Raw genomic sequence first — 25,108 nt, 5'->3', positions numbered from 1 at the left:
AATGCCCATATCATTGTGAATATTCAGGGAAATTTTTAACCTATAGAGTTTTGAAGATAGTACAGTTAGTAGATTCATTGGATTTGGGAGGTACCGAACGAATGTCAGTGAACATCGCCAATTCTTTAGCAGATTATGGTGTGGAGAGCCATTTATTTGTGACTCGGAATTTGGGAGGACTGGTGGATTTTGTGTCTCCAGCTGTTAATCTGAAGGCTTTTGGCAAAAAAAGCACGTTTGATTTACTTACATTTTTTGATTTGCTTAAAAATCTTAGAAACGTTAAACCGGACATTTTACATGTACATCAAACTTCTATTTTCTGGGCAATTTTGTTAAAACCCTTTCTTTCAGGTACCCGATTGATTTGGCATGACCATTTCGGGCAAAGCGAAATGTTAGATCAATACCCCAGAAAAGAAATGAATTTTATCATTCCTTTCCTTAGTGCAGTGATTACCGTGAATACCAAAATCAAGGATTTTTGGGTTGAGAAAATACCATCCAAAGCAGCTAGAATTTATTTTCTTCGAAATTTCCCCCAGTTACAGGAGATTGAAAGAGCACATCAGGATAGTGCTAAGATTACCCTAGTGAATGTAGCTAATATTAGAAGACAGAAGGATCAGCTTACGTTGATAGAATCGCTCAAGCACTTGAAATCATTCGGATTTCAATTTAAAGCCTATTTGATTGGTGAGGTAGTGGATGAGGATTGGTTGGAAGAGATCAAGGCTATGATTTTGAAACATGACATGGCAGCGGAAGTAGAGGTAGTAGGCCCGGTAAATAATGTGGTTCCTTACCTCAAATCTGCCACCATGGGCATATTGAGTTCTGAATCAGAGGGCCTTCCAGTTGCCCTTCTTGAGTATGGAATGGCTGCTCTTCCCACGGTAGCCACACGGGTTGGACAATGCGAAGCTGTGATGGGGTTTGGTGAATTTGGTTGGTTGGTTCCTGTCAAATCTCCTGTAGAAATGGCACATGCCATGCGGGAAATTATCGAAAACCCTAGCAAAGCAAAGAAACTAGGCGAGCTGCTTAAATCGAATGTGGTAGAGAACTATGGGGTTAAAAATTTTATGGATCAATATCTCAAAATTGTTTCCGAAATTTCAAACTCTTCAATCTCGGAAATAAGATGATCAAAAAGCTTATACTTTCTTCAAATTTCCTATTCTGGACTCTTTTCCATGTGCTACTAGGAGCAGCATCATCTATCTCTCCTTATGCACTTATCATCTGGTTTTATCTAGTCGTGATAAGTTCATTTTTTGTAGTACTCAGATTGAAGAGCTACTTTCCTTTTCTGGTCCTTATCAGCTACTTGATATCCTTTGAGCTTCTCGCTAGGATGTCCCAGACATCACCTTTTATTCCGTATGAACTAGGAAAATATTTGCTGTTTTTCATGCTTCTAGTCGGGATAATCAAATTTGGTGTTAGGAATAAGCTGGGCTTTGTATTGGTCCTCTTGCTTTTGCCATCTGTATTTTTTGATCTATCGGGGGAAGTCGATAAAGGTGCAATTGTATTTAATCTATTAGGACCATTGAATGTAGGTTTGGTGGTTTGTTTTTTTTATGGGAGGAAGTTAGAAAGGTCAAAATTTATCAAATTACTAAGAATCAGTATCTTACCCTTAGTTTCGGTTCTTGCTTCCACTATTTTCAAAACACCCTCCTACACCGACTTGGAGTTTACCCTTGGAGCAAACTCAGCTGTAAGTGGAGGCGGTGGTTCAAATCAAATCTCTACCTTACTAGGAGTAGGGATGTTTTTGTCTTTTATATTCCTCATAAATAGATGGAATCTTACCGGTAAAAGATATTTAGATTTTCTACTGTTCTTCCTTTTCGCATTTCAGGGCTTGCTCACTTTTTCCAGAGGCGGTATGATCGGCGGGATTTTAGGAATTCTGATAGTTATTTTCTTCATCCTGGTAAGTAATTCTGCTGTAAAAAGAAGGTATAATTTGCCGAGATTGGCCAAGATTTTTGTGATGGCAGTAATACTTATGCTGTTTACTTTTCAAGTCGCTAATAACCTGTCCGGAGGATTATTGATGCTTAGATACCTTGGAGAGACAGAGGGAACATTAGCTGGTACCAAAGAGAAGACACTGGACTCATTCACTACGGGACGGGTAACCATATTTACAGACGATTTGGAGCTATGGTATGATAATTTTGTTTTCGGCGTAGGTGCGGGAGCCTCGTCCTATTTAAGAGAAGGAAGTCAATTCTACCTCACGCACGTAGAACTGAGTCGATTGCTCTCCGAACATGGCGTTTTAGGGTTGGTTTATTTTCTGATTTTACTGTATTTTCTTATTAAGCTGACCTTTTCTAAAAAGCCCCCTATGGAAAAAGGAATTCTCTTGGCATTCTTTATTATCGCCCTCTACACCACATTTCACGCGGCTATGAGAACTTACCTGACGCCTTTGTTTATAGGTTTAAGCTTACTTAATCTACAGCTTTCCTCCACTACTAAAAAGCCTGCTAAAAAAGGCACTCAGGCTCCTCAAGTCAAGCGGCTAGAACCCCTATTCAAATGATTTCTATTGAAAGTTTATTGAATTTTCAAGGCTATCCTTTAGAAAAAGCTCAACAGGAGATGCTCAGGATTCAATCCTTTTCCAAGGATGAATATTATGCTTGGCAAGAAAACAAAAAGTGGGAGCTGGTGAGATTCCATCATCAGCACAACCCATTTTATAGAAAATTTGTAGGAGCTACATTACCCGATCGATGGGAGGATATTCCGATTCTCCGGAAGAACGACCTTCAGGTAAACTCTTCTAATTTGATATCTAATGGACTCAAGTCCAAAGACCTTCATTTCGGTAGTACTTCAGGATCTTCTGGTATTCCATTGAAGTTTGCTAGAGATAAGTTCAGCCATAGCATGACCTGGGCTTTGATTCTGGACAGGTATAGTAGGGTAGGTTTGAAATCTACTGACTATCAAGCTAGGTTTTATGGCATTCCACTTGCCAGATCTGCCTACTACAAGGAGCGAATCAAAGATTACTTCATGAATCGGTATCGATTTGTGATTTTTGATATTTCAGAAAACTCCTTGCAGAAGTTTATAGATAAGTTCCGAGCCAGTCCTTTTCGATACCTGTATGGCTACACCAATTCACAGATTAGATTCGCTCATTACCTTCAGTCAAAAGGCTTGAAGTTAACAGAAATCTGTCCTACTGTCACCTGCGCGATAGTGACTAGTGAGCAATGCAACCCAGAGGACAAAGCATTTTTGGAATCAGTATTTCAAGTTCCGGTTTACGTTGAGTATGGTGCTGCTGAGGTAGCATTTCTGGCTATGTCTGATCCGCAAGGAGTGAGCAGGCTATCCAATGAGACAGTGATCACCGAGGTTATTAGTGATGACGAATTACTGGTGTCAAATGGTAAGCCGGGTAGATTGATTTTTACGAATTTATTTAATACTGCCATGCCGTTCATTCGGTACGAAGTGGGTGATTTGGGGGTGATAGAAGAAGATCCGCATCAGGTACAGGACAAACTTCTAGATCTGAAAGGTAGGCTCAATGAACAGGTGATTTTGCCCTCCGGCAAAATTGCCGCTGGCTTTACCATCTATTATATTTCCAAGCATCTGATGGGGACTTTTGGCCATGTGAGTGAGTATCAAGTACAGCAGCTAAGCTCCAGCAAGTTTATTTTTTCAATAGTCACGGATCGTGAGATTGATAAGTCTGTGACTACCCTGATTCAGGAAGCATTTGATAAGTATCTTGAACCCGGACTGGAGGTGGCAATTCAAAAAGTAAATGCAATCGACCGGGAGAAATCCGGAAAACTAAAACATTTTATCTCCCATATCAACTCGGGAGCAGCAAAATGAGAATCCTATATTTCTATCAGTATTTCTCGACCTCCAATGGAAGTTGGGGAACTCGTGTGCACGAATTTGCCAGTGAATGGGTCAAAAAAGGGCATCAAGTAACTGTGGTCACTAGTGTCTATTCTAAATCTGATATTTCCAGTGACAAGTTTATTGAGATTCAAGAATTCGATGGCGTGAAAGTAATCATTATCAACGTGCGTATTGATAATAGGCAATCCTTCCTGAAACGGATTTTCTCCTTTCTAACCTATTCTTTTTTTTCTTGCTGGTATGCGCTTACCTATGCTACAGATGTAGTGATTGCTTCTAGCGGTCCAATCACGGTGGGCGTTCCGGGACTGTTGTGCCGGTGGGTCAGAAACAAAAAATTTGTTTTTGAATGTAGAGATCTATGGCCTGATGGCGCGATAGAATTGGGAATTATCAAGAACTCTTATCTTATTAAAATTGCCAGATGGTTTGAGCGGTTTTGCTACAGTTCTGCAGATTTAATCGTAGGATTATCCGTAGGGATGGAAAGTGAAATCCGAGCCAAATCTCCTGATAGTAACGTGATCACCGTCACCAATGCAGCAAATATCCCTTTATTCTCAAATTTTAGATCCTTACCTGCTAGCTGCCCACTGCAACCCAAAACCTACGCAATCTACACTGGAAACATAGGCGAAGTCAACAATTCCCTTTGGCTCCTAGAAGCGGCGAAGGTAATGCAAAAAAGAGGATCCAACCTGAAAATCATACTTGTAGGTGAAGGTCAACAGCGAGAAATTATCGACGAAACGATCCAAGAATTAGGACTGGGAACTTTAGAAAGATGGCCTTTGATGCCTAAAAATCAGCTTGTTCCATTAGTTCAAAATGCCTTGGTGTCTCTGGTACCTTTGAAAGGAACCCCCATCCTGGATACTTCCTCTCCCAATAAGTTTTTCGAATCCTTATCTGCAGGAGTTCCGGTGATTCAGAATACTCAAGGCTGGATGAAGGATTTTTTGATAACTCACCAAGTAGGATTTACACTTCCACCTTCTGATCCTGAGGCGTTGGCCGAGCTAATAGAATCCTTAGCCTCAAACCCTGCACTACAGGCTGAGATGCAGACTAAAGCACTGCGTATTTCGAAGCTGGAATTTGACAAAACTAAACTGGCAAATAAGATGATCACCGCCATAGAAGAGATTAGCAAATGAACTACCTCCTGACTGGGGCTTCTGGTTTTTTAGGTAAATACCTGTTGGAAAGCTTAAAGGCTAGGGGAAGCGTACTAACGATTGGAAGGTCAGCAGGTAATGATATTCAGGCAGATTTTCAACAAAACCTCCCTTCCATTCCTGAAGTAGATATGGTGGTACATGCAGCAGGATCAGCGCACTTTCTGCCAACTACACAGGAGGAGATCAATAAATTTTTTGATGTAAATGTCCAAGGGACTAAAAGACTTCTTGACCGGTTGGCAGAAAATAAAAATCTCCCATCCGTACTTGTCTTTATCAGTTCAGTTGCGGTATATGGGCAAGAAACAGGAAGGTGGATCAGTGAGAATTCACCTACTGAAGGAAAGACCCCCTATGCTGTGAGTAAGCTGCAGGCAGAGCAGCTAATTGATGAGTGGGGCAAACAACACGGAGTTAAAGTTTTTATTCTTCGATTACCGCTGATCGTGGGTGATCATGCACCAGGTAATTTAGGAGCAATGCAGCAGGCAATCAGAAAAGGATATTATTTTAGAATTGGAAAAGGGGAATCCAGAAAATCAATGGTTTTGGCAGAGGATATAGCGAATCTTATTCCTCACTTGCCCACTTTCGAAGCTGGGATTTTTAATCTTACTGATAGGGTAGATCCGAAGCTAAGTGAGCTTGATATAGCTCTGAGTAAGAAATATGGGAAAAGTGTTAAGGTAATTCCATTAAGCCTTGTGAAAATATTGGCTAGGATAGGAGATAGGGTGAAATTTTTCCCGATCAATAGTTATAGACTTGAAAAGTTAACTGGTGAATTGACTTTTGATACTACCAAAGCCGTGGAGCATCTCCGATGGAACCCCCGATCAGTCTTAACCTGGTTATCCATTTAGTATATGACCAAAATTTTATTTCTGGGAGAAACGTATCGGGCCGATGCGAAAAGTTGGATCAAGGGAATTGAAATGGAGGCGAAGGTCAAGCTTCATACCATGGAAATCGAAAAATCAGATTCCAGGTTGAAGAGGCTTTATTTTGCATTTATTTTTTTCTTCCAAGTTCTCCAAAGTCGTCGGCAAGCAGCCTATGATATCGTTTTGGCAGAGCGGGCTACCAGTTATGGTCTTTTTGCAATGCTAGTCAAAGCAAAGGTTAAAGTGGTAGCACAGCAGGGAATCACTGATGCCTATCCTGAACATGGCTTTTCGGGTTTCTATAAGAGGAAAATCCAGCGATTGGTCTATACAAACGCTGATATAATCCATGCTTGGGGAAATGTCATGACCTATGCTATGCTTTATTCCGGAGCTGCTCCCCACAAGATTATGATTTTACCCAAAGGTATAGATCTAAGTATCTACAGGATGGACGCTAATGTTCAGATTGACCAGTTGAATCGAAGTATAATTGTGACCAGGTCCTTGTATCAGCTTTATCAACATGCGGAGATTATAAGAAGCATTGCAATTCTAAAAGAAAGAGGATATCTCGTCAAAGCCACTCTGGTGGGTGATGGTCCTGAAATGAGCAATTTGCAAAGCTTGAGCAAAGAATTGAAGATAGAAGATCTCGTGATTTTCACCGGTAGGATTTCTAATGATCAGTTGCCCGAGCTGCTAAGTAAGGCTTCCTTTTATGTCGCATTTCCGACTACAGAGGGTGTTTCCAGTTCTTTATTTGAGGCTATGGCGATGGGTTGTTTCCCTATAGTTTCTGATTTACCGGCCAACCAGGCCTTCCTCTCCAGCCGAAAAAATGGCATGTTGGTTCCTGTGGATGATGTAGTTGCCTTGGCTGATTCTATAGAATTTGCAATTAATAACCCAGCGCTCGTAGCGCAAGCCGTAGCTACAAACAGGGCATTTATAGAAAATAATGTTGATTTTAATAAAAATATGAGTCGAATATATTCTCAGTATAGGAAGACGTTGAGCGAAAAAATGGCTGTAGAATGTGCGGAATAGCAGGATTTTGGAATTATGATGAAAAGCCTGCTTCGCAGGAAACAATCTTCAGAATGAGGGAAAGCCTCCATCATAGAGGTCCAGATGCAGGGTCGGATTGGATAAAGGGAGCCTTGGCGCTGGGACATCGAAGATTGTCAATTCTGGATTTAAGTGACGCAGCCAATCAGCCCTTTCATTCCCCCTGCGGCAATTACACTTTAGTCTTTAATGGAGAGATTTTTAATTTTCAATCTTTTCATGGAGAATTGAAGGCATCTGGCTATGTTTTTCAAACTTCATCCGACACCGAAGTACTTCTCTATCTATTGATGGAGTATGGCCTTGAGGCATTACATCGTTTGAACGGATTTTTTGCTTTTGCATTTTATGACCACCGTGCAGATGAGTTACTGCTAGCACGAGATAGGTTTGGAGTGAAGCCTCTTTTTCATTTTTCGGCTAGTGAAGGATTATATTTTGCAAGTGAGATCAAAGCGATCTTTGCGGCAGGCCAGGAGAAGGCTATCGCCGAGGAGAATTTGGATGAATTGTTTTTATACCGCTTCAATGCCGGGGTCTCTACCGTTTATAAAAATGTATTCAGATTGCTTCCAGGACATTGGATGAAAGTTACGCATTCAGGTAGGCAAACTGAGATTGGACGCTGGTTTCATCTGGGCAATGAGATTTTGGCGCATCCCCACATTTCAAATCCTCTGGAGTGGTTTGAGCAAACTTTCCATGAGAGCATCAACTTGCGGATGATTGCAGATGTGAAGGTGGGTACGCTCCTCAGTGGGGGATTGGACTCCAGCAGCACCTTGTATAGTCAATCTACTCAAGGGTTTCAAGAGCTTAGCGCTTGGAATGTTGCTTTTTCAGACAAAAGACACGATGAGTCACATCTGGCAAAAATGCTATCTGCACATCTTGGTGCATCTTTCCACTCGTTTGAATTCCAAGATAAAGAATTGGTAGATCTTACCCTGGAATCTATTCGAAATCATGATGAACCCATCATGCATTTTTCTGATGGTCATATTCTGGGGATTTCCAAAAAAGCCAAAGAGTCTGTCAGTGTTTTATTAAGTGGGGAAGGAGCAGATGAGATGCTCGGTGGTTATGTTCGTTACAAGGTGCATGACAATGAAATGAGGTATAGGTTACTCTCTCTGATTCGCTATATTCCTGACAAATGGCTCAAAAGTGAGCGACTAAGAAAAATGAAGCGCTACCTCTACATGAATAATAGGGAGGCAGAGATACTCATGAATGCAAATGAAATTTACCCCAAAGACCTGCAGGATTTGGGGATAAATGCCGCTCGGATTGTAGAAGATTACCGTATTGGAATCTTGGAGGAGGCAAAAAAAGTCTATCCTAAGAATCGCTATCGGCAATTATTGTATTTGGAGCAGCATACGCATTTGTACACATTGAATGATAGGAATGACCGAACTACCATGGGGGCTTCTATCGAATGTAGAGATCCTTTTCTAGATCCTAAGTTATTGATAGGAACAGGAAGCTTACCTGATGATTGCTTCACAAGTAAAGGGAAAGGCAAGCATCTTCTGCTGAATTCCATCGGAAAAAAACTGCCTAATTATATCACCAGCCATCGTAAAGTAGGTCTTTCTGTGCCCTGGGAGCAGCTGATTCTCAATCAACCCATACTAAGAGAAGCACTCGAAAATCTTCCCAAATCTGGATTATTTCAACTCAAACCTTACTGTTATTTGGACATCAGTGGAATTGTAGCGGGATTTAAGAAAGAACCTATCAAGTTTTACCCTATTATTAGGCAAGTATTTTTTACCGCACTTTGGTTTAAAGTCAATTTTGAAGAAAAAACTGCTGTGTCAAGTTGAATATGAAAATTTAGAATTGCTTATGAGTCAAAATCAACTAATTAATCTACCGAAAATCTTTGATCCTAGAGGGAATCTTACGTTTATTCAATACCCGCAGCAACTTCCCTTTGAGATCAAACGAGTATTTTGGACCTACGATGTGCCCGGTGGGAGTAGTAGAGGTGGTCACGCCTATAGGTCTCAAAATGAGTTGGTAGTGGCTCTTAGCGGAAGCTTTGATGTGATCCATACGCTTCCTGATGGTACTACGCAGGTGGTATCTTTGAACCGATCTTATCACGGGTTGTATTTACCTGCTTTGACGTGGAGAAACCTAGAAAACTTCTCAACCAACGCCATCTGTTTACATCTCTCAGATCAGTGCTTCGATGCTGAGGATTACCTGAGAGATTTTGAAGAATATAAAGAACTATGCCATGCAAAGAGCTAAGTCTGTTCTGGATTGTTATTTGATTTATCTTTCTAAACTTGGGGATAGAGATGGTCATATTACTCCCGTGACCAATTCAGAGGAAGTACCATTTGATATTAAGAGAGTGTTTTATCTCTATGATATTCCCGGTGGAGAATCTCGGGGAGCACATGCGCACTATGAATGCCACCAATTTTTGGTTGCCGTGAGTGGGGCATTTGAGGTGTTGGTAGATGATGGGAAGTCCAAGCGACAAATCCTGCTCAATAGACCTGACTGTGGGCTATATATACCTCCTGGAATCTGGGCTTCAGAAGTGAACTTCTCCTCAGGTTCAGTTTGCCTGGTTTTGGCTTCTCATGCCTACAATGAAAAGGATTACATCCGGGATTATAATGAGTTTCTTACCTTTTCCCAAAAGCTAAAATGATTAGCCCCCTAGCAGAAGTATATTCCACTAAAATTGGCCAGACTACAACGGTATGGCAATTTGTGGTCATTCTAGAAAACGCCCAAATCGGTGAGAATTGTAATATCAATAGCCATAATTTTATCGAAAATGACGTGGTGATAGGAGATAATGTCACTGTCAAATCCGGTGTTTACCTCTGGGATGGTATTCGAATCGAGGATGATGTATTCATTGGGCCAAACGTCACTTTTACCAATGACAAATTTCCGCGATCGAAACAATACCCTGGAGAATTCCAGAAAACTCTGATAAAAAAAGGAGCCTCAATAGGAGCTGGAGCGATTATTTTGGGCGGAATTACGATTGGCGAAAAAGCCATGGTTGCCGCAGGATCTCTGGTGACAAAGGATGTACCACCTTATACGCTAGTGAAAGGAAGTCCAGCTCAAGAAGTCAGGAAATTGACCAGTTAGGTATCTTACTAAATCCCAATATTTTTTGCCACAGCATAGACAGGGAGTGTTTTTAGGTTTTTCCAAAAATGAATCAATCAGGTAGTGTCTTATATTATAAGGGATTAAATGGAATAAGAGCAATAGCCGCTCTATCTGTTCTTTTTTCGCATATCATTAATGGCGCAAATCAACTCTATCCAGAACTGAAGATTCATTCGCTTGACATGGCTAATTATGGTGTCACCATGTTTTTCACCTTGAGTGGGTTCTTGATCTCAAGTCTTTTGCTCATAGAGCAGGACCGCACGGGGATGGTGAAGCTTAAGGATTTTTACATCAGGAGGATTCTTCGGATATGGCCGATCTATTATCTCTACATATTTATTTCCATCGCTTCTCTATACTTTTTGATGGATATTAATATCGTAAACGTTGATATACTGTACTACCTGACTTTTTTCGCCAATGTGCCTTTTATGCTAGGTGCAGGTACTATGGCTATTAGTCACCTCTGGTCTATTGGAGTAGAAGAGCAGTTTTATGTCTTTTGGCCATGGTTTTTTTTCAACACCAAAAACATCCTGAAGAAACTGATTTTCTTTGTTTCCATATTTTACCTTCTCAAGGTGATTGCTTTTTTAGCATTCAAGTTTACAGATTATGACATTTTCTATTCAATACTAAAAGTCAACCGCTTCGATTGCATGGGAATTGGCGGAATTGGAGCTGTGCTCTACCATTATAAAAGTAGGGTGATTGATTTTTTTACTTCTAATCCCGCTCAATGGCTTGTTTTGGGTTGCTTAGTCTTGATGTTGGTAGAAAAATTTCGGTTTTCCCTTTTGCTGGATCATCAGTTGGTTTCTTTGGTCACACTTTCATTGATTCTATCTAATATTTCTTTGAGGAAGCCACTTCTAAACTTAGAAAATGCCTTTTTCAATTTTATCGGAAAGCTATCCTATGGAATTTATGTTTATCATAAATTGATCGTTTTGCTACTCATCTATTATATCAATCCCATATCCATCCCAAATGGGATGAAAGTAGGGGTATTATTCTTCTTATCTCTGTTTTTAACTTTTTTGATCTCCTACCTCTCATTTAATTATTTTGAAAAGTGGTTTTTGAAGTTGAAATACAAGTATGCAACTGTTAAAAGCACTTCTTAGGTAGAATAAAGTTTTGGAAAGGTGGAAAAGCAAATGAATCCAAAAGTCTCTGTAATTATCCCGACCTATAATCGTGCAGATTATCTACTGTTAACTCTGGAAAGTATTTCGAAGCAAACGTTTACAGATTTTGAGGTGATAGTAGTCGATGATGGAAGCGAGAGAAGGGAAGCACAGGAAGTCTGCACAAAGTTTGATTTTTGTAACTACCTCTGGATACCTAATTCAGGTGGTCCGGCTACGCCTAGAAATAGGGGGATCGAATTGGCACGCGGGGAATACATCGCTTTTGTAGATGACGATGATCTTTGGCTACCATCTAAGCTAGCAGAACAGGTAGCTGTTTTGGATTCACAGCCTGACTTTGGTTTAGTTCATGGCTATTGTGAATGTATTGATGAGCAAGGTGTCTCCACGGGTGCCATCACGGGTAGGCCTGGAAGTCCTGAAATCAAACATGGCGATTGCTTTGTGAAAATGATAGGTAATTGGACCGTGATGATGCCTACGCCACTTATCCGAACTAGGGTGGTGAGGGAGTCAAAGGGGTTTAACCCAATCATCAGGCGAGCTACAGAGGATATTGAATTTTTTACCAGAATAGCTGCTTTGACCAAATTCTGGTTTATTGATAAACCACTTGTGCAGTACCGGGTACATGGTGGGAATATATCAGGCTCCAAAGAGAACTATAAGAATCTAGCTATTAGCCTTTCTAGGGTAGCTGAAGATGTTTTTTTAGAAGGTAAGATTACTAAGGAAGAACTTTTTACAATCCAGAGGAGACTGTACTTTAAGTTTTCAAAGTATGATGGAAAGGCCTATGATAAGGCTAGCCGAAACGCTAGGCTTCTCTTGTTGAAAAGAATTTATTCCCTGTGGGATTGGGTAAGATTTCAGAGATTTGGGTTGAAGCTTTCCACTAAGATTTTATTGAGTAGCTCATCGAAGTAATCCATTCGATGTGGACCAGTAAGAAATTGGTGTTTTGTACATGACTTAAATTTAAAATGATAAAATTGCATCCAAGAGTTGGACATCTTATTCTTGAACATGATTACCCACAAGTTCGCCACTAGCCAAATCCCCAATGATCTCCTGATTGGAAGACTTATGACTGAAGTTCGAAGTATTCCAGAATTCGGGGTAATTCAACCCGTTCATTCACCTAATCGGCAAACGTGCAGCAAATCGCAGTTGGAAATTCTCTGCTATCGAATAGGGGTGGATCATCAAATGAAAAATTTATATCCCGCACCCTTTTTGCTAATTAAAAAAACCACAAAAACCGGCTTTTGCTAGTCAACCAAAACATACCGTCCTATGCTGTGATGAGAAGATTTTTACTTTTCTCATGTATTCTATTTTCTTTTTTACTGCAAAAAAGCACGCTTCAGGCGCAAGTCATTGAAATTCCTAGAGTGGGATTTCCTTATTGTGAACCTTTCACAGGAATGGGGCCATTTGAAAACACCTCTTTTGGTGGGGAAATTCGGGATAATATTTCTGGATTTTTCGATCCCAATGGATGGGAAGCCCAACCGAACGGTCAGTCATTGACACTTACTCCCAAAGATTTCTGGCATAGCGGATATGCAATTGTTGAAATTCCATTTTCTTCTCAATTTGGAATTAGGACTTCCTTTGAATATTTCACGTACGGAGGGAATGGGGCTGATGGAATTAGCTTTTTTATGTTTGACGCCGATGTGCCTTTTAATTTGGGCTATTTGGGCGGATCACTAGGTTATGCTCCTTATGTAAACCCAGTAGATGGTAGCGTAATTGCGCCAGGAATATCAGGAGGTTACATTGGAATTGGGTTTGACGAAAATGGGAATTTCGGTAATGGTACAGTAGGGCAGCCCATTGCAAATTGGGAAGGAAGAGTAGGCAATAGTGTGTCTATTAGGGCACCGGAGTCGCAAAACTATGACCTTTTGAACAGGGAAGTTACTATCCCGTTTTCTCAGCCTTGGCTAACCCAAAACCCTCCTTTTCCCCCTTCCCAATACTTTACTATAGAATCAGATGTTCCAAGTAGAGTGACGGATTGTTTGCTACCAGGCTACAGGAAGGTTTTTATTGAGCTAGATCCTCTTATTCCGGGACCCGGTTATAGTGTGAAAATCACCATGCTGGTGAATACGACCACTAATGGTCAACAGGTAGTTACTTTTCCTCCATTTCCTTATCCATTTGCGGCACCTGACAGGCTGAAAATTGGATTTGCCGGGGCAACAGGTTTCAGAGATAATAATCACGAAATCAGGAATGTGTCTGTAAACGTGTTTGACACCTCCCAAATCAGTGAGCCCAAAGTGAGTGAGCAAAATGGCGTTATCTGTGAAGGTGACTCAGGTATTGATATGGAGTTTAAAGTGCAACTATCCACCCCTGATGCCTTCATCACCTGTTTGCAATTATTCAGTACCGATCCAGGAGCACCTGATAATACCATACCCGCAACGGACTTTTTGGCTTGTGGAATGGATGGAAACCTCTGTAGGAATAAATGTGATCCTGCCAATTACGAAGAGCAGGTTTTCGATGTAAATGGAAATCTGATTGGAACATTTTATTCTGAACTTCAGACACTTAATACAGGGAATTTCAATCAGATCCGAGATGTCGTCAATGTCAAATTTGTAGCAGCACCGGGGTTTGTAGGAGAGGCATTGGTTTATTATAACGTCACAGATAATTACGGACTAACTTCTGATCCTGAAGTTATTAGAGTGGTTTCGAACCCTTTCCCAGTAAAAATTCAAGATGCATCTATCGATAATCCTAGCTGTGACGGACAGCAAGATGGTAGAATTTTCGATTTCATAGTGGGAGACTTGGTGACAGGTTTTGACTATGAATGGTTGTATAATGGTGTTTCGATCGGCAAATCTGGTGCTTCTGTAAGTCCACTGACCAATGGACAAGCCACTTTTGACTTGACAGGAATAAACCTCGGAACTTATACCCTGAACATCTGGAATCCAGCAGGTACATCCTCTGGCGGATGTTATGAAACGTTCGACGTTATCGTAGATCAAGAAAACGGAACTCCGGTTTTTGTGGAAGTTCCAGATCAAACGATTTGTGAGGGAGAAGCTGTCTCCTTTGTTCCCCGCATAGACCCATCTTTCATTCCTCCTGGTGCTGTGCCTAATTATTTATGGTATCAGAATGCAGATAGGTCTGGAGGGGCTTTAGTCAGTGGCTCCACGGTCACAATCGGTGGAACCCCTGTAAGTATTACCATTTCTTCCACAGGAGAATTCACACTTTCTGGATTGAAAAATAATGGCCCCGCATCTACCTATGAGTTCTTTGTTGAAGCAGCAAACCAATCACAGACCGGGGGTAATTTTTGTCCCTATATAGGTGATGTTTTGACCAAAGCCACGGTCTTTGTCAATCCGCCTTTGAATTTCACAGTTAATTCTTCCGATGATTGGTGTAATGATGCAACCGGTGAAATTGTGGCCTCTGTAAGCGGTGCTTCAGATATTACCTACACGTTGTTAGATGCTAATGATCAACTACTGGCGACTAATACAACCGGGATTTTCTCCACTCTAGTCTCAGGTGACTATAAGGTGTTTGGCACCTCAGTTTCATTGGGCTGTAGTTCACCTATACAAGATGTACGTATTGAGGGGCCGACCGATAATTTACTTATCGTACCTGGTGCTGTTGAAAATGCCTTTTGTTCACTTCCGAATGGTGAGATTTCTTTTGAGATAACTGGGGGAAATGCTCCCTATCAGTCTGTAGTCGTGAATGGAACCAATTTGCCATTTGATCCCAGCGGAATTTATTCGCTACAGGGATTAGCTGCTAACCAGTATTCCATCACTGTAACTGATGCTAAAGGATGTACCCTGAGCCAGACCATGGATGTGTTGGAGGATCCTGCATCTAACTTTACTACGGTGGGTTCGGAAGTTTGTGAAGGGCAGGTAGCGTATGCTTCAATAGGTATAAATGATCCATCTACTGGAATTCCAGTTTTCAATTGGTACATAGACAACGGAGCAGGAGGTTATACCTTACTTACGGATAATCTGGTGATAGGAAACATCACGTATAACGTGAACTCTTCGAATGAGCTGTCTGTGACAGGGCTCCCTGCGAGAAGTGTTCCTTATTTGGTTTATCTTCGGGTGACTGGCGCTAAGATTTGTGATCAAGGATACATTCCTACAGAAATTAAAGTAACTCCTGGTCCGGAAATGAATGCTCCTATAGTTACTGAGACTTGTTTTGGTGAAAGTTTAGGTACTATTCAAGCTCAGATTCCTGGAAATAACTATGCTGACTTTGAATTTAGTCTTTCAGGAGATAACGGAGTTTTTGTTGACTTTGCACAAAATGGAGGTCTCTTCGAAAATCTTCCTGCCGGGACGTATCAATTAAGTATTAAAAGTGCTTTAGGCTGTGTGACCAACCTAGCCGATATAGAAGTTTTAGAACCATCAGCACCAATAGCGCTTGCTAACCAAACCATAGAGAGAGCTTCCTGTGATTTGGCAAACGGTACTATCAAGGATATTCAGATAGTAGGAGGTTGGGGTGGATATACAGTAGAATGGCGCAAAGGTGCTATTGACGGCACTATTATCCCTGGAGATGCATCGGGAGCAAGCAATCTTTCACCAGACACCTATTTTCTTCTTGTGACAGATCAAAAAGGATGTAAAATGTCCTTCGATTTTGTAGTTGGTGAACTTTCGGATCCAGTATATGGAATCGTTCCACCTATCAATGATTGCTTTGGAGAAACCGTGGAAATCAGGCCTATACACATTGCGCCAGATCCAAGTCTTCCTCCTACGGCATTTACTGAAGTATTTTGGTATAGAAACCCAGGTCAAAGTGGACTTATTACAGAAGGACCTGATCCAACTGATCCTACGATAATTTACACGATTGATGATACTGATTGGCTGAATCCAAGGTTGTTAATAGATGGCTTACCTGCTGGCGATTATACCTATTATTTCTATGTGGGCTGTACAGGACAGGAAATCGAAATAGACGTTGAGGTATTTGCAATACCTGAAGTCTTAATTGAGACTACACCAGTCTCTTGTTTTGGTGGTAATGATGGGAAGTTGATCTTCATTTCTGGAACCTCAACAGATTATCAATATAAGGTGAACTCAGGAGCTGCAATGACGCAAAGTGCTCTTGAAGCGATGAATTTTACTGCTGGAACCTACCAATTGGAGGTACTTACACCTGCGGGATGCCCACAGAATGTGACCTTTACGGTAGATGGTCCCGCAGCTGCATTAGCAGTTACTCCACTTACAGGAGTTAATCCAGGTTGTGGGGCTTTGAATGGCAAACTTAGTGCTACTATTTCAGGTGGATGGGCTCCATATCAAGTCACCATCATCAAAAATGGAACGGCTCTTCAGACCATACCTGACACAGGTGCTTCATTTTTTATTGATGGACTTAGTTCTGGTAATTATTCTTTGGACATTATAGATGCCCAAGGATGTCAGATTAATTCTAATGCGCTTGATCTGGTGGATGGGCCTTCTCAAATTTTGGTAGATAAGCAAGCGGTATGTGAAGGGCAGTCAGTCCTATTCACGCCTTCTATCGACCCAGTTGCTCCGGGCGCAGGTTTTGAATGGTATTTTGACGCTGCCCTGACTCAAAAGATTATTTCTAGTGCTACTCCAAATGCGCAGGGCATTACTTATCAAATAAATCCTGCAAGTGGTAGCTTATCGGTGAATGGCTTAGCTACATCTGCCAGTCCTTATCAATACTATGTCATTGGAGTAGGAAGTGGGGTATGTCCTGGATTTGTCGCCAATGCAGAAGCACTTGTATATGGCAAGCCCACTGCTACTTATACCAAACTCGATGAAGTCTGTTTCGGAGAGGGAGGCACTATCAATGTCACTGCAAGTGGAGGATCTGGAAATTACACTTTTGTTCTAGACGGCCAGATATCCCAAGATAATGGCTTGTTTGAAAATGTTCCCAAAGGAATTCATTCTATTACTGTACAGACACCAGAAACTTGTGAAGTAACTATCAGTGATATTGAAATAATCGGTTCAGATAGTCCTTTGGAAGCTGAGATTGTCGAAATCCTTAACCCTACCTGTGAGGTGGCAAATGGGAGAGTTACACTAGCCGTGCGAGGTGGATTAGCAGACTATGTTGTGGAAGTCTTCAAGAATGGCGTAAGCCAGGGTACGGTGGTTTCAGATCCTAGTGGAGCAGTGATTGTTTCTGGAATTGGGCAAGGGCAATATGTGTTTGAAATCAAAGATGCTCTTGGTTGCATACTATCTATTGGAGATCCTTTGGACTTGGTAGAAGTTCCAACGGAAATAAGCTTACAAGATCAAATGATCTGCGAGGGACAGGATGCCAACTTAGTTCCCACGGTGCCTGCTAATGTGAACGCGCCTACCTATACCTGGTTCTTTGATGAAGCCATGAATAATCCATTGACCTCAGGTTCTTCTAACGGAGTGACTTATCAAATAAATTCCGCTGGGGAATTGACTATTTCTGGCCTTGCCGCAAACGTTCAAGCTTACGAGTATTTTGCAATGGTGGAAGGAGTTGGAATCTGTGGTGTGTCTCCGAAAAGGGTCCAAGTTTTGGTCACAGCTTATCCTAATTTGAGGGTTTCAAATCCTTCCATTGTCTGTGATCCAGACGAAACGGTGGACCTGACTAACTACATCGAAGGCTATAATCCTTCTATCTACGAATACACCATTATCAGCCCTCTAGGCAATGCGTTGATTGGAAATGAAGCTACTTCTGTGGATGTTTCTGGTAATTATGAAGTAAGTGCCTCAGTGAAAGGATCAGGTTGCTTTACCGATTCCAAAAGGATTTTAGTAAGGATTGCTGAGGAGCTATTACAGTCTAATTTCCAGTACCATGCCGATCAAGGGGATGGAATTATTATAAGCAATGAGGATATCCAAATTTTGGAAAATGTCGATTTCGAAGATATTTCGACTGGAGAAGTGATAATTTGGGAATGGGATTTTGGAGATGGAGCAAGTAGTTCAGAGCAGAATCCAAGTCATATTTACCAGAAAAAAGGCTCTTATACAGTTACCCTTAAAACTACAGACTCTATTGGATGTCAGAGTGTTTATTCCATTTTGGTTCAGGTAAAAGATGATTATTTGTTGATCATGCCGAATGCCTTTACACCTGATGGACTCAAAAACCAATTCTACAAACCTAAGCATAGAGGTCTTGCCAGTTTGGAGTTTTATGTATTCAACACCTGGGGAGAGTTGATCTACCAATCTGATAGCCTGGAAGACCTAGGGTGGGACGGGACTGTAAAAGGAACACCGGCACCCAACGGAAATTATGTGTACAAGGTAAACTACTCCACCAGATCAGGGCTTACCTTTGATCAAGGCGGAGTGTTCATACTAATTCGATAAATGATAATTGCAGAAATTGGACAGGCACATGATGGAAGCCTGGGAACTGCGCATGCCTACATAGATGCGCTGGCAGATACAGGTGTAGATGCTGTGAAATTTCAAACTCATATAGCGGAGGCGGAATCTTCAGCTTTCGAGCCTTTTCGGGTTAAATTTTCAAAGCAGGACGACACACGTTTTTCGTATTGGAAACGAATGGAATTCACGCTGGGACAGTGGCAAGGTCTGAAAACTCATTGTGAGGAAAAAAACATGAAGTTCATTTCCTCACCATTTAGTAATGCAGCTGTGGATGTGTTGGAAGCTATCCAAGTGGAGCACTATAAAATTGGCTCTGGGGAAATCAGCAACTTTTTGATGTTGGAAAAAATAGCGAAAACCGGGAAACCGATCATCCTCAGTTCGGGCATGAGTTCTATGGAAGAGCTCGACAAAACAATTGAGTTTTTGATGCCTTTTGGTAATCCTCTGAGCATACTTCAGTGCACCACTGCCTATCCCACCAAACCTACCCAATGGGGTTTGAATGTCATGGGGGAATTGAAACACAGATATAACTTACCGGTTGGTTTTTCAGACCACAGCGGCGATATTTTTGCCTGTCTGGCAGCTACTACTTTAGGAGCAGAAATCGTAGAATTTCACGTGGTTTTCGATAAAAGACAGTTTGGACCTGATTCCCCTGCGAGTATTACCATTGACCAGACTAAGCTGCTTTGTGATGGAATCCATCAAATCAAATCAGCATTGAATAACCATGTAGTAAAGTCTGAAAACCAAAAATATGCAGAGTTAAAAGTGATGTTTGGCAAATCGCTAGCAGTAAATAAAGCGCTCAGTGCAGGGCATATCCTGACTGGGGATGATTTAGAATCCAAAAAGCCGGGTGATCGGGGTATTCCTGCCAGTGAATACCGATCTGTTTTGGGAAGGGAATTAAATAGAAATCTTGAAAAATGGGATTTTCTGAATGCTGAAGATCTTAAAGCCTGAAAATGAAAAGAAAAATCTGTGTTGTAATTACTGCTAGACCTTCTTACTCAAGGATCAAAACAGCCTTAGCCGCAATTAATAATCATCCGGACCTGGAGCTGCAGTTGGTAGTCGCAGCTTCTGCACTTTTGGATCGGTATGGAAATGCCGTAAATAATATTGAGAAAGATGGATTCAAGATTACGGCAAAGGTATTCAACGTACTAGAAGGCGAAAATCTCACCGCTGCAGCTAAGACAACCGGAATAGGGATTCTTGAACTTTCTACTGTTTTCAACAATCTTAATCCAGACATTGTAGTCACGGTGGCCGATAGATTTGAGACCATGGCTACGGCAATTTCAGCCAGCTACATGAACATACCTTTGGCGCATATTCAAGGTGGAGAGGTCACAGGTAATATCGATGAAAAAGTTCGACATGCGATTACGAAGTTGGCTGATTATCATTTTGTTGCCTCTGAAGATGCCTATAAGCGCGTGATTAGGTTGGGAGAAAACCCTGATTATGTTTTTAACACAGGCTGTCCAAGTATAGACCTAGCCTACGAAATAAAACAAACACCCACTTTGGATTTTGACCCCATTAAAAAATACGGTGGTGTGGGAAAGGTCCTGGACTATTCCAATGGCTATTGGGTGGTCATGCAACATCCGGTCACTACAGAAGTGGGGAACTCCAGGTTCCATATCGAAGAAACACTGCACGCAATGTATCGCCTAAATCAGCCTGTTTTTTGGTTTTGGCCCAATGTGGATGCAGGTGCCGATGGTACCAGCACTGGAATTAGATCATTTAGGGAAACTCATGATCTTGAAAATTTTCATTTCTTCAAAAATATGGAACCTCAGGATTTTCTCAAGTTACTTTACTCCTCCAAGGGCCTGATAGGCAATAGTTCTGTAGGAATCAGAGAATGTGCATTTATGGGTGTCCCGGTGGTGAATATAGGTTCTCGCCAAAATAGCCGACAAAGAGGAGCAAATGTGATTGACGTGGATTATTCCAGGACGGAGATTTTAGATGCGTTGAATAAAATAGAGACTTCACCTAAACCTGAAATTTCAACTATCTATGGGAATGGAAATGCAGGGGAAAAAATAGCCCAGCATTTAAGAAAATTACCATTGGTATTTCATAAAACGATTACTTTTTGATGAAAATACTAGGCCTTATTCCAGCAAGAGAAGGGTCCAAGGGGATTCCAGGTAAGAATAGTAGAACTCTTGGTCACCAACCCTTAATTGCTTATTCGATAAAAGATGGTATTGCTGCTCATCAGCTGAACAACGTAACGGTGAGTACGGATGGAGCGGACATCGCCAAAATTGCGATAGCGTATGGTGCTGAAGTTCCGTTTATTCGGCCTAAGGAATTGGCTCAGGATCATACCACTTCCCTCGCTGTGGTCCTTCACGCATTGGAGTTTTTCGAAAATCAAGGCGAATTTTTTGATGCCGTTTGCTTACTTCAACCCACCAGCCCATTTCGTCCTCCTGGATTTGTTGATGCTTGCATAGAGAAGTTTGTATCTACTGATGCAGATTGTTTGATTTCGGTGCTGGAAGTTCCACATGAGTACAACCCACACTGGACTTTCGAAATGGATGAGGAAGGTGCTATGTCTATTGCGACTGGCGAGACTACCTTGATACCCAGAAGGCAGGAATTGCCAATGGCCTACCATAGAGATGGATCTGTCTATATTTCGAAAGTTTCGCTTATCAAAGAAAAAGGAGTCCTCGTCGGTGGTAAAACGGTAGGGATTCTATCTGATCCTTCCTATTACGCCAATTTGGACACCCCGGCAGATTGGGACAAAGCAGAAATAACCTACAAAAAGCTGAATGCATGTGCGGAATAGCCGGTATAGTCGGAAGAAATCCAGAAAATGAAGTTGTTCTCGCCAAAATGCTTCAAAAACAAAAGCATAGAGGCCCGGATGCCCAAGGGGTATGGTTCGAAGAGGAATGCTTCTTAGGCCACAATAGACTTTCTATTTTGGATCTTTCTGAAGCTGCCAATCAACCCATGGTCAGTAATTGTGGGAGATATGTGGTTGTGTTCAATGGGGAAATCTATAATTATATTGAATTAAAGCAATCGCTGGATTATTCATTCAGAACCACATCTGACACAGAGGTTTTGCTGGCGATGTTTATCAAGTACAAGGATAAAATGCTCCAGCATCTCAATGGCATGTTTTCCTTTGCTATTTGGGATCGTGTGGAGAAAAAATTATTTGCAGCACGAGACCGATTTGGAGTCAAACCCTTTTACTTTTCCTTCGCTGATCATCAGTTTTTATTTGCCAGTGAGATCAAAACCCTGGTCGCAGCAGGAGTCGATGCTGCTTCCAATGATGTGGTATGGGCAGATTACTTTGTCCATGGAAGCTATGGTTATCCAGATGAGACATTTTTCAAACATGTCGAGCAATTACCTCCCGGACACTGCCTTAGCTATTCGGATGGAGATCTTCGTCCTCAGATCTATAAGTATTATGATTTTGTGGCTCAAGTAGCCGGTCAACAGGTTTTTGAAAATTCAGAACGCCTACAAGAAGAGTATTTAGAATTGCTCTTGGATGCCCTTCGCATTAGATTCAGGTCGGATGTACCTGTAGGTTTTAATGTAAGCGGTGGGCTGGATTCATCTATTTTATTAGCAATGATTGCCAATATAAAACACGGTGAAACTCAAAACATTGAAGCTTTTACGTTTTATACCGGAGATGAACGATACGATGAATTGCCTTGGGTCAAGGATCTGATTGCTCAAACCAACAGCCCACTCAATCCTGTGCTGCTAACCAGCTCAGAGATTCCCGAACTCCTGGAAAAAGTTTCCTATTTCCAAGATGAACCCTTCGGTGGATTTCCCACCTTAGCCTATTCGAAGATTTTTGAAAAAGCTAGAAAGGAAGGTTTCCTGGTCCTGTTGGACGGTCAAGGGATGGATGAAGCTTGGGCAGGATACGATTATTACAGATCCAACTCTTCAGCCTTGGTACAAGGAATTAAAAGCCCATTGACAAGACCTCAAGTGCTGTCACAGGATCTGCGCTCACTGGCAAGAGAGGTGAACTATCCAGAACCATTTGATAATAAACTCCAAAACAAGCAATTCAGGGATTTGTATTACACCAAAATCCCCAGAGCATTGAGATTCAATGACAGGGTTAGTATGATGCATAGTACCGAGCTTAGAGAGCCCTTTTTGGATTACCGATTGGTGGAGATGGCTTTTGCTCAAAAATCAGAAATGAAAATCAAAGGGGACGAAGGGAAGTGGTTGCCGCGTCAATTAGTGAAAAAGACACTCGAAAGCATTGCATTAGCTCCAAAAAGACCTCTGCAAACGCCTCAACGTGAGTGGATAGGAGGGCCTTTGTCGGGTTTTGTCGAAGACAGAGTAAGCAAACTCAAATCCAATCCATGGTTTGAGAGAAATGCCTTGTCCAATCAATGGCAGGAATATAAGGACGGTCAAAATGACAATAGTTTTTTCGTATGGCAATGGATCAACGCCTCATTTATAGAGGATTAAAAGTGATTCGCTGAGGAGGAAAAAATTGTAAGTGAAAATTCAAATAATAGTTAAAATTGAATTCATCAATTGATGAAACTCAAATAGTTGAGAAAATGAAGTTTTTGATAATAGAGCAAGATTTAAGAGTTTCCGGTACTAGTGCAGGGATAATCTCCCGATCATTTTTGGGTAAATTGAGGAAAGCCTACCCTGAATCTCTGATTGATGTTCATTACATTAAAACGGCTGCCACAGACGACAAACTAGAATTACTTCCTGTCGATACGATTGTAGAGTACCAAGTAAACACTGCTGTTCCCTTCTGGCTGAAGTATGTGAATAAACTCTACTGGAGGCTTTTCAATGTATCCTTGGTGGAGGAAAGTTTCGTGAAAAAGTACACTTCGATCATTTCTAAAATTGAGTATGAAAAGTATGATCATATTTTCATTAGAAGTGCAGGAATCGGCCATGAGGTAATTTTGGCACTAGAAAATTTACCTATTTTAAGTAAGGCCATTGTTAATTTTCATGATCCCTATCCAATTCCATGGTATGTAGGAACCACTTTGAAGCCTACAAAGCTTGATTTTTACAGGCTAGAGAAAATGATGAAAGTAGTAGAGAAGGCCAAGGTGTGTATTTCAACAGCTTTTTGCATGTCCCATGATTTGGAGCATCTCTATAGTTCTAAAAAGCCATTCTTGACCCTTTCACATCAATATGACCCAAGTGTTTTTGCAAAAGAAGAAACTGGAGTAGTACGCGTGAAAGAAAAACCAGTCAGTATTTCATACCATGGCGCCCTGATGTTTGGTAGAAATATTGAGAATCTGATTAAGGCTTACAGTGAATTAGTACGATCAGATAAAAGGTACGAGGTGAATACTGAACTCATCCTCAGGGTAAAAGGCAATGAGGTGGCACGTTATAAAGAGCTATATGGCTCGGCGCTGAACATCAAATTTCTGGATATCGTGAACTTCGCAAATTCCTCCTATGAGCAGATTCATCAGAGCGATATTGTGATCATTTTGGAAAATGGTCCACACTATTCCAATATCTTGGTGGGTAAAGCTCCGTTTTTAGCATCTATCAATAAGGCTGTTCTATGCATTTCTCCAAAGAAATCTGAATTGAGAAACATTATTACCGATGATCGTTGCATCGCGACTATGGATGATGTAGGTGAAATCCAATTAAAACTTAAGCAACTCATTGATAACGAATTGGATAAGGGTGAAGCGATTAAGCCTTTTGGAGACTTTTTTAGTGAAGAAAACTTTAAGGCTCAATTAGATCAAGTTTTATCACAGGCTACATGAATTACTCTTTGCAAAGTGTTTCTTCTTTTGCATCCATAAAAGAGTGTACCTCAGTCTTTAAGAATAGTTATATAATCACTTTACAAGACATTTAGAGTAGTGGAAAATAATTTTAGTAGTTCCAGGGAGCTTGAGCATATAAGTTCTAATCGATATTTGAAAATCTTTGAAATTAAGTATCTGTTGATTTTCACAGTTGTTGTCTATGTAGTTACCCATGCTTACTTCTACTCTTTCTCTGAATGGCTAAACACCGATTACGAAAAACAAATATACAGTATAGCAAATGGTGGTAAATGGTTTTTTTTAGATGGATTTTTTACCAGTAGGGTTCCGCCTCTGCTTCCCATTCTATTTGGTTTAACTTTAAAGTTGTCCACAGTTTCTGGAATCAGTATTTTGCTTTTATCCAAACTTATTATTCTTAGTTGTATTGCTATAAATGCTTATTTACTAGTTAAAATTTCAACTGAA

The 25,108-nt window shown here is 41.1% G+C and carries 18 protein-coding genes; all 18 read left to right on the top strand.

Annotated elements, in window-relative coordinates:
• The first annotated feature begins 50 nt into the window (after window positions 1–50).
• Complete coding sequence (locus ABJH64_RS00355) at window positions 51–1,148, top strand: glycosyltransferase family 4 protein (RefSeq protein ID WP_348275909.1); 1,098 nt, start codon at window positions 51–53, stop codon at window positions 1,146–1,148.
• Window positions 1,145–2,563, top strand: coding sequence for an O-antigen ligase family protein (locus ABJH64_RS00350; RefSeq protein ID WP_348275910.1), 1,419 nt, complete (start codon window positions 1,145–1,147; stop codon window positions 2,561–2,563). The genes ABJH64_RS00355 and ABJH64_RS00350 overlap by 4 nt, the downstream gene beginning before the upstream one ends.
• Window positions 2,560–3,882 carry a phenylacetate--CoA ligase family protein gene (locus tag ABJH64_RS00345; protein WP_348275911.1) on the top strand — a complete coding sequence of 441 codons (1,323 nt, stop codon included), beginning with the start codon at window positions 2,560–2,562 and terminating at the stop codon, window positions 3,880–3,882. The genes ABJH64_RS00350 and ABJH64_RS00345 overlap by 4 nt, the downstream gene beginning before the upstream one ends.
• Window positions 3,879–5,072, top strand: coding sequence for a glycosyltransferase family 4 protein (locus ABJH64_RS00340; protein WP_348275912.1), 1,194 nt, complete (start codon window positions 3,879–3,881; stop codon window positions 5,070–5,072). The genes ABJH64_RS00345 and ABJH64_RS00340 overlap by 4 nt, the downstream gene beginning before the upstream one ends.
• Entirely contained in the window at window positions 5,069–5,959 is an 891-nt protein-coding gene (locus tag ABJH64_RS00335; RefSeq protein WP_348275913.1) for an NAD-dependent epimerase/dehydratase family protein, read from the top strand. Before ABJH64_RS00340 ends, ABJH64_RS00335 begins: the two co-directional genes overlap by 4 nt.
• A 3-nt stretch (window positions 5,960–5,962) precedes the next feature.
• On the top strand, window positions 5,963–7,030 hold the full coding sequence (locus ABJH64_RS00330; RefSeq protein WP_348275914.1) for a glycosyltransferase: 1,068 nt from the start codon (window positions 5,963–5,965) through the stop codon (window positions 7,028–7,030).
• The gene (gene asnB, locus ABJH64_RS00325; protein WP_348275915.1) at window positions 7,018–8,883 is read left to right on the top strand and encodes an asparagine synthase (glutamine-hydrolyzing); all 1,866 of its coding nucleotides are present in this window, start codon (window positions 7,018–7,020) and stop codon (window positions 8,881–8,883) included. The genes ABJH64_RS00330 and asnB (ABJH64_RS00325) overlap by 13 nt, the downstream gene beginning before the upstream one ends.
• A gap of 22 nt (window positions 8,884–8,905) precedes the next feature.
• On the top strand, window positions 8,906–9,316 hold the full coding sequence (locus ABJH64_RS00320) for an FdtA/QdtA family cupin domain-containing protein (RefSeq protein ID WP_348275916.1): 411 nt from the start codon (window positions 8,906–8,908) through the stop codon (window positions 9,314–9,316).
• Window positions 9,303–9,728 (top strand): FdtA/QdtA family cupin domain-containing protein, encoded by a 426-nt coding sequence (locus tag ABJH64_RS00315; protein ID WP_348275917.1) that lies wholly within the window; start codon window positions 9,303–9,305, stop codon window positions 9,726–9,728. The genes ABJH64_RS00320 and ABJH64_RS00315 overlap by 14 nt, the downstream gene beginning before the upstream one ends.
• Window positions 9,725–10,183 carry an acyltransferase gene (locus ABJH64_RS00310; RefSeq protein ID WP_348275918.1) on the top strand — a complete coding sequence of 153 codons (459 nt, stop codon included), beginning with the start codon at window positions 9,725–9,727 and terminating at the stop codon, window positions 10,181–10,183. The genes ABJH64_RS00315 and ABJH64_RS00310 overlap by 4 nt, the downstream gene beginning before the upstream one ends.
• A 68-nt stretch (window positions 10,184–10,251) precedes the next feature.
• Window positions 10,252–11,337: an acyltransferase gene (locus tag ABJH64_RS00305; protein WP_348275919.1), complete on the top strand. Its 1,086-nt coding sequence runs from the start codon at window positions 10,252–10,254 to the stop codon at window positions 11,335–11,337.
• 21 nt (window positions 11,338–11,358) lie between these two features.
• Window positions 11,359–12,291: a glycosyltransferase family A protein gene (locus ABJH64_RS00300; protein ID WP_348299172.1), complete on the top strand. Its 933-nt coding sequence runs from the start codon at window positions 11,359–11,361 to the stop codon at window positions 12,289–12,291.
• A gap of 377 nt (window positions 12,292–12,668) precedes the next feature.
• A complete protein-coding gene (locus ABJH64_RS00295) occupies window positions 12,669–18,782 on the top strand; it encodes a PKD domain-containing protein (RefSeq protein WP_348275921.1) in 6,114 nt (2,037 codons plus the stop codon).
• A complete protein-coding gene (locus ABJH64_RS00290) occupies window positions 18,783–19,778 on the top strand; it encodes an N-acetylneuraminate synthase family protein (RefSeq protein ID WP_348275922.1) in 996 nt (331 codons plus the stop codon). It abuts the gene before it with no gap.
• A 2-nt stretch (window positions 19,779–19,780) separates the two neighbouring features.
• On the top strand, window positions 19,781–20,935 hold the full coding sequence (gene neuC / locus ABJH64_RS00285) for a UDP-N-acetylglucosamine 2-epimerase (protein ID WP_348275923.1): 1,155 nt from the start codon (window positions 19,781–19,783) through the stop codon (window positions 20,933–20,935).
• Entirely contained in the window at window positions 20,935–21,642 is a 708-nt protein-coding gene (locus tag ABJH64_RS00280) for an acylneuraminate cytidylyltransferase family protein (protein WP_348275924.1), read from the top strand. The genes neuC and ABJH64_RS00280 overlap by 1 nt, the downstream gene beginning before the upstream one ends.
• Window positions 21,630–23,327 carry an asparagine synthase (glutamine-hydrolyzing) gene (gene asnB / locus ABJH64_RS00275; RefSeq protein WP_348275925.1) on the top strand — a complete coding sequence of 566 codons (1,698 nt, stop codon included), beginning with the start codon at window positions 21,630–21,632 and terminating at the stop codon, window positions 23,325–23,327. Before ABJH64_RS00280 ends, asnB (ABJH64_RS00275) begins: the two co-directional genes overlap by 13 nt.
• A 95-nt stretch (window positions 23,328–23,422) precedes the next feature.
• Window positions 23,423–24,634: a hypothetical protein gene (locus tag ABJH64_RS00270; protein ID WP_348275926.1), complete on the top strand. Its 1,212-nt coding sequence runs from the start codon at window positions 23,423–23,425 to the stop codon at window positions 24,632–24,634.
• Window positions 24,635–25,108: the final 474 nt, after the last annotated feature.

This window comes from Algoriphagus sp., assembly GCF_039969895.1.
GTDB lineage: Bacteria > Bacteroidota > Bacteroidia > Cytophagales > Cyclobacteriaceae > Algoriphagus.
The sequence above is the reverse complement of the archived record's forward strand: the minus strand, read 5'-3'. Positions and strand labels throughout refer to the sequence as shown.

What these genes read in the sequence shown, in the direction of transcription:
- ABJH64_RS00350 (WP_348275910.1), top strand. Translation starts at nt 1,145, where the DNA reads ATGATCAAAAAGCTTATACTTTCTTCAAATTTCCTATTCTGGACTCTT.
- ABJH64_RS00345 (WP_348275911.1), top strand. Translation starts at nt 2,560, where the DNA reads ATGATTTCTATTGAAAGTTTATTGAATTTTCAAGGCTATCCTTTAGAA.
- ABJH64_RS00340 (WP_348275912.1), top strand. Translation starts at nt 3,879, where the DNA reads ATGAGAATCCTATATTTCTATCAGTATTTCTCGACCTCCAATGGAAGT.
- ABJH64_RS00335 (WP_348275913.1), top strand. Translation starts at nt 5,069, where the DNA reads ATGAACTACCTCCTGACTGGGGCTTCTGGTTTTTTAGGTAAATACCTG.
- ABJH64_RS00330 (WP_348275914.1), top strand. Translation starts at nt 5,963, where the DNA reads ATGACCAAAATTTTATTTCTGGGAGAAACGTATCGGGCCGATGCGAAA.
- asnB (WP_348275915.1), top strand. Translation starts at nt 7,018, where the DNA reads ATGTGCGGAATAGCAGGATTTTGGAATTATGATGAAAAGCCTGCTTCG.
- ABJH64_RS00320 (WP_348275916.1), top strand. Translation starts at nt 8,906, where the DNA reads ATGAGTCAAAATCAACTAATTAATCTACCGAAAATCTTTGATCCTAGA.
- ABJH64_RS00315 (WP_348275917.1), top strand. Translation starts at nt 9,303, where the DNA reads ATGCAAAGAGCTAAGTCTGTTCTGGATTGTTATTTGATTTATCTTTCT.
- ABJH64_RS00310 (WP_348275918.1), top strand. Translation starts at nt 9,725, where the DNA reads ATGATTAGCCCCCTAGCAGAAGTATATTCCACTAAAATTGGCCAGACT.
- ABJH64_RS00305 (WP_348275919.1), top strand. Translation starts at nt 10,252, where the DNA reads ATGAATCAATCAGGTAGTGTCTTATATTATAAGGGATTAAATGGAATA.
- ABJH64_RS00295 (WP_348275921.1), top strand. Translation starts at nt 12,669, where the DNA reads ATGAGAAGATTTTTACTTTTCTCATGTATTCTATTTTCTTTTTTACTG.
- ABJH64_RS00290 (WP_348275922.1), top strand. Translation starts at nt 18,783, where the DNA reads ATGATAATTGCAGAAATTGGACAGGCACATGATGGAAGCCTGGGAACT.
- neuC (WP_348275923.1), top strand. Translation starts at nt 19,781, where the DNA reads ATGAAAAGAAAAATCTGTGTTGTAATTACTGCTAGACCTTCTTACTCA.
- ABJH64_RS00280 (WP_348275924.1), top strand. Translation starts at nt 20,935, where the DNA reads ATGAAAATACTAGGCCTTATTCCAGCAAGAGAAGGGTCCAAGGGGATT.
- asnB (WP_348275925.1), top strand. Translation starts at nt 21,630, where the DNA reads ATGTGCGGAATAGCCGGTATAGTCGGAAGAAATCCAGAAAATGAAGTT.
- ABJH64_RS00270 (WP_348275926.1), top strand. Translation starts at nt 23,423, where the DNA reads ATGAAGTTTTTGATAATAGAGCAAGATTTAAGAGTTTCCGGTACTAGT.